General features: G+C 32.9%; 12 protein-coding genes. All 12 read left to right on the plus strand.

Going from position 1 to position 11,999, the window contains the following annotated elements; genetic code table 11:
- The first annotated feature begins 137 nt into the window (after positions 1-137).
- Positions 138-1,835 carry an amidohydrolase gene (locus tag ACFWU4_RS11755; protein WP_411128082.1) on the plus strand — a complete coding sequence of 566 codons (1,698 nt, stop codon included), beginning with the start codon at positions 138-140 and terminating at the stop codon, positions 1,833-1,835.
- A 192-nt stretch (positions 1,836-2,027) separates the two neighbouring features.
- Positions 2,028-3,017, plus strand: coding sequence for a helix-turn-helix domain-containing protein (locus ACFWU4_RS11760; protein WP_411128084.1), 990 nt, complete (start codon positions 2,028-2,030; stop codon positions 3,015-3,017).
- 102 nt (positions 3,018-3,119) lie between these two features.
- A complete protein-coding gene (locus ACFWU4_RS11765; protein ID WP_411128086.1) occupies positions 3,120-3,974 on the plus strand; it encodes a CPBP family intramembrane glutamic endopeptidase in 855 nt (284 codons plus the stop codon).
- A 179-nt stretch (positions 3,975-4,153) separates the two neighbouring features.
- Positions 4,154-4,531 carry a hypothetical protein gene (locus ACFWU4_RS11770; protein WP_411128088.1) on the plus strand — a complete coding sequence of 126 codons (378 nt, stop codon included), beginning with the start codon at positions 4,154-4,156 and terminating at the stop codon, positions 4,529-4,531.
- Positions 4,515-5,006, plus strand: a complete 492-nt coding sequence (locus tag ACFWU4_RS11775; RefSeq protein WP_411128090.1) for a DUF1772 domain-containing protein — start codon at positions 4,515-4,517, stop codon at positions 5,004-5,006. The genes ACFWU4_RS11770 and ACFWU4_RS11775 overlap by 17 nt, the downstream gene beginning before the upstream one ends.
- A gap of 34 nt (positions 5,007-5,040) precedes the next feature.
- Positions 5,041-5,439, plus strand: a complete 399-nt coding sequence (locus ACFWU4_RS11780) for a DUF5367 family protein (RefSeq protein WP_411128092.1) — start codon at positions 5,041-5,043, stop codon at positions 5,437-5,439.
- Positions 5,440-5,493: 54 nt separating this feature from the next.
- On the plus strand, positions 5,494-6,339 hold the full coding sequence (locus ACFWU4_RS11785) for an NmrA family NAD(P)-binding protein (protein WP_411128095.1): 846 nt from the start codon (positions 5,494-5,496) through the stop codon (positions 6,337-6,339).
- A gap of 84 nt (positions 6,340-6,423) precedes the next feature.
- The gene (locus tag ACFWU4_RS11790; RefSeq protein ID WP_411128097.1) at positions 6,424-6,996 is read left to right on the plus strand and encodes a carboxymuconolactone decarboxylase family protein; all 573 of its coding nucleotides are present in this window, start codon (positions 6,424-6,426) and stop codon (positions 6,994-6,996) included.
- 22 nt (positions 6,997-7,018) lie between these two features.
- Positions 7,019-8,422, plus strand: a complete 1,404-nt coding sequence (locus tag ACFWU4_RS11795) for an alpha/beta hydrolase family protein (protein WP_411128099.1) — start codon at positions 7,019-7,021, stop codon at positions 8,420-8,422.
- Between the two features lie 77 nt (positions 8,423-8,499).
- Positions 8,500-8,664 (plus strand): hypothetical protein, encoded by a 165-nt coding sequence (locus tag ACFWU4_RS11800; RefSeq protein ID WP_411128101.1) that lies wholly within the window; start codon positions 8,500-8,502, stop codon positions 8,662-8,664.
- 42 nt (positions 8,665-8,706) lie between these two features.
- Complete coding sequence (locus ACFWU4_RS11805; protein WP_411128103.1) at positions 8,707-9,948, plus strand: S41 family peptidase; 1,242 nt, start codon at positions 8,707-8,709, stop codon at positions 9,946-9,948.
- 206 nt (positions 9,949-10,154) lie between these two features.
- Positions 10,155-11,960, plus strand: coding sequence for an FG-GAP-like repeat-containing protein (locus ACFWU4_RS11810; RefSeq protein ID WP_411128105.1), 1,806 nt, complete (start codon positions 10,155-10,157; stop codon positions 11,958-11,960).
- Positions 11,961-11,999: the final 39 nt, after the last annotated feature.

The following is an 11,999-nucleotide window of genomic DNA, read 5'->3' on the forward strand; positions in this document are numbered from 1 at the left end:
ACGGGTATAGTTAATTGCTAGGTCACTGGCGACTTACAAAAATTCCACTGGAATTTCCTATCTGTGATTTCTTTGCTAACTTAGTTGCTTAACCACGCAACTAACAATTGAAAAACACGTTAAAAAACAAAATAATTATGACAAAAAAAATCTTGCTTCTAATTTTAGGAATAACTCTTGTTTATTCATGCAAAAAAAGTGAAACATCAAATCTATCTACTGTCTACTACAATGGAGATATTATTACAATGTCTGGTGATTCACCGAATTATGTTGAAGCCATTGTTGAAAAAGATGGAAAAATCATTTTTACTGGTTCTAGCAAGGAAGCAATGACAATTGCTGGAAAAGGTCACACTATGATTAATTTGGAAGAAAAAACACTTGTTCCAGGATTAATTGATGGTCATGCCCATTTTGCCAATTTTGGTGCGCAAGCTATTGGTGCGCAATTACTAGCTTCACCAGACGCCAATGTTGATGACATGAAAACTTTAATTTCAGTTCTAAAAGAATGGAATACACCTGAAAATAGAGAATTGACAGGCTGGATTTTTGGTACTGGGTTTGATGATTCCATCTTGAAGGAAAAAAGATTTCCAACTAAACACGACTTGGATGAAGTAAGTATAGAATTTCCAATTATGATAACACATATTTCAGGTCACTTTGCCGTAGTGAACTCAAAAGGATTAGAGAAATTGGGGATTGATGAAAACAGTAAAAATCCCGAAGGTGGCATCATAAGACGTGAAAACAACTCTACAGAACCCAATGGGGTTTTAGAAGAACTAGCTGCAATTCCTTATATGTTGCAAGCTATTGCACCCAAATCTGAGGAAGCCGTAATGAGATTTTTCGAAGCCGGACAAGAAATGGCTTTGTCCTATGGATACACAACTGCTCAGGAAGGGAGAGCAATGCAAAATCATGAAATGCTAGTTGCAATGGCCGAAAAGGATAAATACAAAATTGATGTAGTAAGCTATATCGACTACGCATTTGTAGATAAATACATGGATAGTAAATGGAATAGCAAAGATTATACTAATAGATATAGGATTGGTGGAATGAAAGTAACCTTAGATGGCTCACCACAGGGTAGAACTGCATGGAGAACTGAACCTTATCTTATTCCACCAGAAGGAATGCCGCACGATTATAGTGGTTATCCGGCAATTCCAAATGATAGTGTACTTACTTCTATATTTGAAAAAGGCTTCAAGAATAATTGGCAAATTTTATCGCATACTAATGGAGATGCTGCAATTGACCAGTTTATTAGAACCATGAAACCGCTGCAAGAAAAATATGGTAAAGAAAATAGAAGAGATGTCATAATCCACGGGCAATATATTCGAGAAGATCAACTAGACGAAGCTAAAGAAATGAAAATGATTGCTTCATTATTTCCATTGCACACTTTTTATTGGGGAGATTGGCATACGCAATTAATAGGTGATTCTTTAGTGCAAGATATAAGTCCGGTAAAGACAGCATTAAACAAAGGTATAGACATAACTATCCATACAGATGCACCAGTTGCATTACCCAATTTAATGCGCGTTTTGTGGACTGCTGTAGAGCGAACTTCGCGTTCAGAGAAAATCATTGGTCCTGATGAGAGGTTAACGCCATATGAGGCCTTACAAGCCATAACAATATGGTCGGCTTACCAACATTTCGAGGAAGACAGAAAAGGAAGTCTTGAAAAAGGAAAACTCGCTGATTTTGTGATTTTAGATAAAAATCCATTAAAAATAAATCCTGAAAACATTAAAGACATACAAGTTTTAAAAACAATTAAAGAAGGGGAAATTGTGTACGAGAAATAACTATTTCTAACAATGTGTATAATTCATTGCTAGCACTTGCCTGCTTACAAAAATCTTATCCGATTTTCTATTAGATTTCTATTTGGTAATTTAGTTGCTCAAACACGTAATAAAATTATACACAAGACCTTTGGCAATAAGTGAAAGAGACTTAAAGATTACTCTTCAGTCAAATAAAAGTTTGAAAATCACATGAACGTAGTTTCAATAAATATTTATAAAAAAGTTTATGATTTAGCAATTGAAGAAGGTTTATCCTCAAATTTATTGTCTCACCATAAAGAGATCTTAGACGAGTATAAATCTAATTATTTTGTACCCTTTAATCTTCTATTGGATGTTTACGAATTAGGTAATAAATATTTAGAATCAGGTTTTGAAATCAGGGTAGGAAAAAATATGTTGCCTGAAGATTATGGAACATTGGGTTTATCTTGGAAAACATCATTAAAAGCTAGAGATGTATTTGAACGTACTATTAGGTTTAATATTTTAATTACTGATGTTTCTGGATTTCAAGTAGAGAATAAAGAAGATTTGACTATTGTAAGTATAAATAGACCTACTATAAGATTGGGACATGTTTTATCTAACGTAGCCACTTTAACGGTTTGCGTAAAAATGATACGTGAAATCACACAAAAAGAAATTAATCCTACAAAAGTAACTTTTGTTCATAATGAATCTGAATACAACTCAAATTATTCTAAATTTTTTAATTGTGAAGTAAACTTTTCAGATAAAACAAATTCTATACATTTCTTAAATAAAGATTTAGATATTCCTACAGCTAAAGCTGATAAAAGTATTAGTGCGTTTTTATTAGAGAGGTTAGAAGAAGAAAAAAAAGGAATTGAAAAACAAGCGAATCATTTAGTATCTGATATTTCTTTACTTATTAAAGATGCTCTTTCTAGTGGTATACCAAGTATTCAAAGTATTAGCCAATTATTAGCTATGAGTAATAGAACTTTAACCAGACGTTTATCTAAATCTGGAATTACTTTTAGAGATATTATAAAAACTACTCAATTAAAATTAGCTAAAAAATTGTTATTAGACCCAACAAAAAGTATAGGCGAAATTGCCTTCTTAACAGGTTTTTCCGAGCAAAGTGCATTCAATCGTGCTTTTAAGAAATGGACTAACCAAACACCTTCCGAATTTAGAAAATCTATCTAAAATTAGCCTTTTGGCGTAAAATGTCAAAACGTTGTCTTTAAGTGTCAAAAATTCCTTTTGAACACTTTGCACTTTTGTATCATCAAATTAATAAATAACATAATGATGATAAAACAACCACATTCACTATTTCAAAGAATATTTAAGCATCCTATTTCAACCATTCTAACAGGCACATTAACAGTAATACTAGCAACATTATTAGTTAAAGAGTTTATTAGCAAACCTATCTTATCTTCACTTTTTTCAGATGAACCTTTAATTAAGTCGATAACAGCTAGTATTGGTGCCAGTGTCATGTTTTTGGCATACTATCTTCATTTAAAATATTTAGAGAAAAAATCGTTTTCAGAATTTTCATTTAAATATATCCACAAAGAACTTCCCACTGGCTTAATGATTGGGTTTGGCGCTATGAGTTTAGTGGTATTTATATTATACCTTTTAGGGTATTACAATTTTGTTGACATTAAAAGTTTATATGAATTCTTACCTACAGTAGCATTTATATTTGGTGCGGCAGTGTTAGAAGAAATAATTTTTAGAGGCCTTATTTTCAGAAAATTAGAGCAATGGAAAGGTCCGATTACAGCTTTAATGGTATCCTCTCTGATATTTCAAATACCGCATTTCATGAATCTTCATTCAGGAATTTCACCTGCAATTTTAGGCGTGTTATTTGGAGTGGTGACAGGATTAATGTATGCCTATACTCGCAGGCTCTGGCTTCCGATAGGATTTCATTTCGCATGGAACTTGGTACAACCTATATTTATAACAACCTTATCAGGAGGAAAATTCATTTCACTTTTCGAAGCTCAATTAGAGGGTCCAGAACTAATAATTGGCAGTGAGTTTGGACTCGAGGTTTCTATATTTTCTTTTGCTTTCCTTTTTATAATTGGGGGCTACTATTATTCTAAGTTAAGAAATAGGAGTTATTTTAAAATCAATTAAATGAATACATATAACGGTTTATAAAAAACGTTCTAAAAAACAAATACTGACCTTCAGCCGTATTTCAGGACCAGACATATAAAGAATTGGCGTAAAATGTTAAAAGGTTGTCTTTAAGTGTCAAAAATCTCATTTGAACACCTCGCATCTTTGTATCATCAAATTAATAACACGACATTATGATGGTAACATTAGCAAAATTGGTAATAGGAATTATTACAGTACTTTCAGTTAATTCAACAAATGGCTATAAGCCAATTCAAGAGTCAAACAAATTAACAGCATTATATACATCTATCGATACAGTAAAAGATACTAAAGCTACAGCATTTCAAATTTTAGAGAACAAATGCAACGTTTGTCACCAAAAAAGAGACAAAAGACGTGTATTCACATTAGAAAATATGAATACATGGGCTAATGATATTAACAAACAAGTCTTTATAAAAAAACGAATGCCTAAAGGCAAAAAAATAAAGCTCACTTCTAAAGAATATCAAGATTTATTAACCTGGATATCATCCACTCAAAACAATCAAAATGGAAATAAAATTTAAATTAATCGTAATGATGCTTGGCATCTTATTTACAGGACTTACAGCTGGACTATGCTTTACTTGGTCTAATGCTGTAACACCAGGAATTGGACGACTTGATAACCTAAGCTTCTTAAAAGCTTTTCAAGCCATGAATAGAGCAATCATTAATGGCAAATTTATGATTGTATTTTTTGGACCGGTTCTACTACTCTTTCTTAATACTTATTTATTTAAGGGAAACAATACTAGCTTTTGGCTATTTCTGATTGCAGCAATACTGTTTTTTATAGGAATAGGCTTGGTAACCATTTTCGGCAATGTGCCTTTAAACGAAGTATTAGACAAATCGAATCTGGAAGCACTCTCTAAAATAGAATTGCAAGAGCTTCGGGACAGATTTGAGAAACCATGGAACCTCTTGCATACTATAAGAACACTCTCATCATTTAGTGCTTTTATGCTCTTAATTATAGGAATGCTCTATTCAAAATAAGACAAATCATCAATCAAAAAACGAACAAAAAATCATGAAACAAATAAGAGCAATCGGTATTGGAATTATTATCTGGATTATTGGAGTAAGTATGTACACAGTTTCCTTCTATATTCTAATTTTAAAAGACCCAGAACTTCAGGCTAATATTTTCTTGTCTTTAGGAATACTACCAGCCGTGTGGTTAGGAACAAAACTTTACTACAGAAAAAAAAGTACAACAAAAGGATATTGGTTAGGGTTGACTTTCTTTTTAGTCGCTGCAGTTCTGGATGCACTAATAACAGTGCCCTTTTTAATGGCACCATATGGAGGAACACATTATAGCTTCTTTACTACTGCTGGCTTTTGGCTCATTGGGATAGAGTTTATAGCAATGAGTACCATTTATTGGTATGTAAAAATTTGTAGTAAAAAAGTGAACTATTTATAAAAGTAAAATCAAAAAGTTTCAAAATAATCATTAACAATTTAAAAACGAATAGAAATGAAAACAGAAAACATTTTAGTTATCGGAGGAACTGGAAAAACAGGTCGCCGAGTTGCAAACAATTTAACACAATTAGGTCACAACGTAAGAGTTGTTGGTCGAAAAACAAATCCAGCATTTGATTGGGAAAACACAGATAGCTTTGACGCAGCTTTAAAAGATATGGATAGAGCATACATTGTTTATTATCCGGATTTAGCAGTACCTGGCTCAAGAGATGCTATTAGTGCACTAACTGAAAAAGCTTTAGAGGCTGGTTTAGAAAAAGTAGTATTACTTTCTGGTAAAGGCGAGACAGAAGCGGAAGCTTGCGAGGAAATCGTAGCAAACTCAGGATTAAATTACACTTTAGTTAGAGCATCATGGTTTAATCAAAACTTTAGTGAAGGTGCCTTTTTAGAATTTGTACTCAATGGTATTGTTGCACTACCGATGCCAAAGGCTGAAATTCCATTTGTCGATGTCAATGATATAGCAGATGTTGTTTCTAAAGTTATTTTAGATGATTCTTATAATGGACAAACAATAACTGTAACAGGACCTCAAAAAAGAACCTTTAAGCAAGTCGTCGAAATTATGGCAGAAGCTATTGACAGACATATTCAATTTGTGCCAATTTCTATAGACGAATTCAAAGAAGGTATGAAACAAGCAGGCCTACCAGATTCTTATGTATGGCTGTTCGGTTATTTATTCCAAGAAGTATTAGGAAACCCGGATAATCAAGAAGTCTCTGATGATGTAGCAAAAGTCTTGGGTAGACCAGCCATAGATTTTGAGACGTTTGTTAAGCAAACTGCTGCCACTGGTATATGGAATCAAAGTGTCACCGAAACGATTTAAAATAAATAAGAAAAACATTCATACAACAGGATCTTTATTTCAATCAATTATGGGTCCTGTTGATAATAACAAAAAACAATACTTATGAACACAATAAAAACAATGAATTTAGAACCCAAGACAATTGAAAATGCAGACGCAATTTCAAGTCAAATTTTACAAACAACACAAAAGAAATTAGGATTGATTCCCAATATGTATTTAGGGATGGCAAACAATACTGCTTTACTTGACGGTTATGTGTCGGCATATAATTCTTTCAGAGCTAATTCTGGTTTTAGCCCACAAGAACAAGAAGTGATATTTCTTTCCATAGCATTCGAAAATGGATGTGAATACTGTATGGCTGCCCATAGTTTTGTAGGTGATAATATGACTAAAGTTCCTGTTGAAGTGACTAACGCTATAAGGGATAATGTAGAAATACCTCATGAAAAGTTTAAAGCTCTCAGCCTATTTTCCAGAGCTGTAACCTTAAAAAGAGGTTTGCCATCTCAAACAGATATTAATGACTTTATAAAAGCAGGATATAACGAAAACCATATTCTAGGTGTAATCGCTGGAGTTGGTATTAAAACAATGAGCAATTATTTTAATCACATTTTTAATACGCCTGTTGACGATGCTTTTAAAAGTAGAGTTTGGAAAAAACACTAACAAAATCTAGAAACTTTTAAAGATGAAAAAAATTATAACCTCAGTATTTGCAATCTTATTGTTTGCAACTACAAACTCACAAAACATTTCAGGTAATTGGACAGGGAAAGTGCAAATTAGCGCTGAAAAAACCTTAGAATTTAACTTTCACATTACAAAGGATAGTGATAATTATATAACAATTATTGATATCCCTACAAACAGAGTAACTGGCTTAAAGCCAAAGGCTACAACTTTTGAGAATAATACGCTTTTAGTGGATGGGACTAACTTAGGTATCAAGTATGAAGGCATTTTTGATGCAGGTACTCAAAAAATCAAAGGCAATTTTTCAGAAAGTGGAAATACAATTCCATTGATTTTAGAGAAATCAAAAAATAAGTCTAAAGCAATTGCTGGAAGACCTCAAGAGCCAACAAAACCATATCCTTATCATGAGGAAGAAGTTCATTTTACAAACAATACGGCTGATGTAACATTAGCAGGAACATTTACAAGTCCAAAAACGAATAAAAAACACCCTGTAGTTATATTAATTACTGGTAGCGGGCCACAAGACAGAGACCAAACTTTTGTAGGACATAAAACTTTTTTAGTCTTAGCTGATTACTTAACCAAACGAGGAATCGCCGTATTAAGATATGATGATAGAGGCACCAGTGAATCAACTGGAACCTTTAGCACAGCGACTACAGAAGATTTTGCAAATGATGTTGTTGCTGCAATTAATTATTTAAAAACACGTAATGATATTGACACTAAGAATATTGGACTAATTGGTCATAGTGAAGGCGGTATTATAGCACCCTTGGCAGCTAATAAAACAAAAGATGATATTGCTTTTATTATATCATTGGCAGGAACAGGAATCATAGGAAGTGATTTAGTGTATAATCAAGTAATCAGCATGAGGGCATTTCCTGTCCCCGACGAAGAAGCCTTTAATAGCACAATGAGAAAGGCAATTGATATTGCAAGTTCTTCTAAAAAATTGCTTGAAGTTCAGTCAGAGTTAAAGCAACTCTACACAAATGAAGTTGCACCAATTTTAAAACCTATGTTAGGTTCAGACGAGAAGACAGAACAAGTTCTAAATAGCTTAGTGTCAGCAAGAACAACACCTTGGATGAGATATTTTTATAATTACAATCCAGCAGATGAATATGCTAAAATTACAATACCTGTATTATCATTAAATGGAACAAAAGACAAACAAGTACCAGCAAAAATCCATCAAGAAGGCATTAGAAAAGCACTAGAAAAGGCGAACAATAAAAACTTTAAAATAATTGAACTAGAAGGACTAAATCATCTTTTTCAAGAAGCAGAAACTGGCGAAATGGATGAATACAGTGCAATTGACCAAACGTTTTCACCACAAGCACTTGAGATTATTTTAAATTGGATTTTGGTTCAGGTCGAATAATTTATTTCTAGAACCAACAAATTTCCCTGATTTAAATTAAATAATCATTTCAAATTAAATTAATAAAAACATAAATTATGAAAAACAAAAATATAACCATAGGTGTCCTTTTTGGTGCAGGAATTGGACTTTGCATTGGAATCTTGACAAATAATATTGCAATTGGTATGTCTTTAGGAGCTGGCGCTGGTTTAGTAATTGGAGCTGCTCTTGGAAATGGAGTAAAAAAAAATAAAAAATAGTAAACCATATCCAATTTACATATCGAATTAAAAAAATAAATTATGATTAGATTTTTAACGACCATTCTCTGTCTGATGATTATTTCAAACGCTTGTTCTCAATCTATAGACATAGCGAATTGGACAGAAGACATCGACTTTTATAAAACCAATCTTGAAAAAAAACATATTGATTTGTACAACACTATCAGTAAGGTCGAATTTGAACAAGAATTGCAAAAGTTGAAATCTAACTTGAATAAAAAAACTGATACAGATGTAATCATTGACCTAATGCGATTAACTCGAAAAATTGGAGATGGACACACAGCATTTTCAACAAGAGGTCTCGAAACACACTTATTCCCAATTGAGATATATAAAGTAAACGGACAGTGGAGAGTTATTAAAACAACTGAGAAGCATAACGATATCTTAGGTAAAGAATTGATAGCAATTGACGGAAAACCAATGGAACAAGTCGAAGATGAAGTTAGTAAGATAGCACAATATGTTGAAAATGAACAATCCAAGATTATTAGAGTAGCTCAATATTCAATGATATCAGAATTACTTTATGGCTTACATTTAACTCAAAAAGAATTTGACGCAATTTTTACATTTCTAGATGAAAACGAAAGGAAAACAGAAGTAACCTTAAAATCTATAAACAGTAAAGACTATTATGAAAATGTTGAATTTAAAAGTCTTGAAACTGTAATTCCTGAAATAGAAAAACCAATCGACCTAAAACACGACTATCTTTGGTTTAGCCCTATAAAAACTACTCAAGCGATTTATATAAAATTCGAAAGTTATCCTTCTTTTGAAGAAATGGAGACGTTTGGAGCATCAGTTTTAAACCATATCAATAACAATAACATCAAACAAATTGTCATTGATTTAAGAAATAATGGTGGTGGAGATTTTTTTGTAGGAACATTTTTAGCCTATTATCTAAACTTAGCAGATAATATTGATTGGAAGTCTGGAGTTTATGTTTTAACGGATAAAGTAACTTTTTCAGCGGCTACTAGTAATGCTTCGCAATTTAGGCAAATCCTAAATGCAAAAATTGTAGGAGAACCAACAGGCTCGAATCCGTCAGGATATCAAGATATGGGACAATTTACACTTCCAAATTCAGGAATGACAGTTACATATTCAAAACGTCTTTTCAGATTTCAAGATAAGGTAACACAAGGGGTACAACCTGATGTATTAATTGAATATGATTGGCAAAGTTATTCTAAAGGAATAGATAATATGATGGAATGGATTATTAACGATATAAAGGAAAAATAGTAGTACCTAACTCGCTGTATGAGTAATAGTTTTTTAATTTACACAACTAAGATATAAACATAAAACAAAGGTCAGTGCTAAACTAAAAGTTAGTGAGTAGAAATCCGCTACTTTTTGTATACATACGCGTAGGCTATAAATAAGAAAGAGCTAACCAAGTATTAAACCTTTTCACATTATTTAAGTCTAAATAGAAAAACTTTAATATGCTATTTAGATGTATTAGGCTTACGATGGTTTTAGCACTATTTTTTCATGCAACTTTTTCTGTAGCACAAGTAACGACCCAATGGGGACCAGATGGATATGTGAAAATTGAAGAAGGCTCTGGAGGATTCATTGCAGACTTAGACTCCGGAGATCGATTTGCACGCGACCATGACCAAGTAGGTGATATTAATGGAGATGGAGTAATTGACCTCATAATTGGTGCTCGTTCTGATGATGATGGTGCAATAGATGCAGGTGCAGCTTATATCGTATTTATGAATAGTGATGGAACAGTACAATCTAATCAAAAAATTTCTATGCTAGAAGGTGGATTTAACGAGACTTTACTCTCCAATAATTTTTTTGGTTATGGTGTTGCTGGCATTGGGGATTACGATAATGACGGGATTCCAGATGTAGCAGTTTCTGCGCCAGCCTCAAGTAATAGAGCATTATATATTATTCATTTAAATAGCAACGGAACGGTAAAAAGCTTTGTTAAAAATTCAAATATTATTGCCCAAGGACTTACAGCAGTTGGCGATTTAAATAATGATGGAAGAATTGATTTGGTGGCTTGTGATCCTGGTTCCGATATAGGAGGCAATAATATCGGTGCTATTAGCATACTTTTCTTAAATAGTAATTCGCAAGTCATTCCAGCACAAACAGTATTAATAAACCCTAGTAGTGGTGGTTTTGGTTCAGGATTAGTAGCTGGTGATCAATTTGGCGGCCGAGAAGTCGCCATGCTGGGAGATATAGATGGTGATGGAACAAAAGAAATGGCAGTTGGCGCCTTTATGTCTGATGGCGGAAAAGGAGCAATTTGGATACTTTCCCTAGATAATTCAACTTATAATGTAGTTTCTAAATTGAAAATCACAGAAGGTCTTAATGGTTTTAATGATAATTTAGATACAGATTTAAACCCTAACGGTACTTTTGGTGGGCAATTTGGTCATGCCATGTGCGCTGCAGGCGATCTTAACGGAGATGGTATAATAGATTTAATAACAGGTGCAAATCAACAAGGTTTAGGTGATGCCTATATCCTTTATCTTAATAGTGATAAAACTGTAAAAACTTACACCAAAATAGATGAAACAGAAGGCGGCTTTAATCTTGTTTTTGATGAAGGTTCTGAAGAACGTTTTTCTAGATCAATATCTTTTGTTGGTGATTTAAGAGGAGATGGCTCGATTGCTATAAATTTTGGTGGTGGTGTTGGTCTTGGCGGAACTGGTTCCCTTTATTTATTATTCCTGAAACCTTGTGAGTTTAATCAACAATCTGGTCTAAACTTTTGGAATGGTGGAACTACACTTTTTTCAAATTGGAATCATATGACTCAAACAGTTTCGGGTCCGTTAACCTTCGAGCAATGCACATTTAAAGCATTTGAAACAGACGCGCCATATATAACATATAAGGAAAGTGATGGTCGATGTATTTGTAAATTTGAAGATGCTACATTATCTAATAGTACTGAAGGAAGTTCAGCATTTATTAATTCTTGCTACAGTGGAGCTCTTCTTTCAACAGATTTATTTGATTTTAACAATCAAACAGTTATTTATCCTAATCCTACTAGCTCCGAACTTATAATAAAGACCTACTATTCGTCGTTTTCAAAGCGAGATAAACTACAGCTTTTTTCGATAATTGGCGAACAAATATACTCTTCAAGTATTAATTCTCAGCAAACTAAGGTTGACTTATCTAAATTTCAAAAAGGCATTTATATTCTAACGACAAGTATAGGTGGAATAGAGAAAACATTTAAAATCCTTAAAGAATAAGAATAAGGTTAAACAACAAGATGTATAATTAATTGTAAG

The organism is Winogradskyella sp. PE311, assembly GCF_046545555.1.
Lineage (GTDB): Bacteria > Bacteroidota > Bacteroidia > Flavobacteriales > Flavobacteriaceae > Winogradskyella.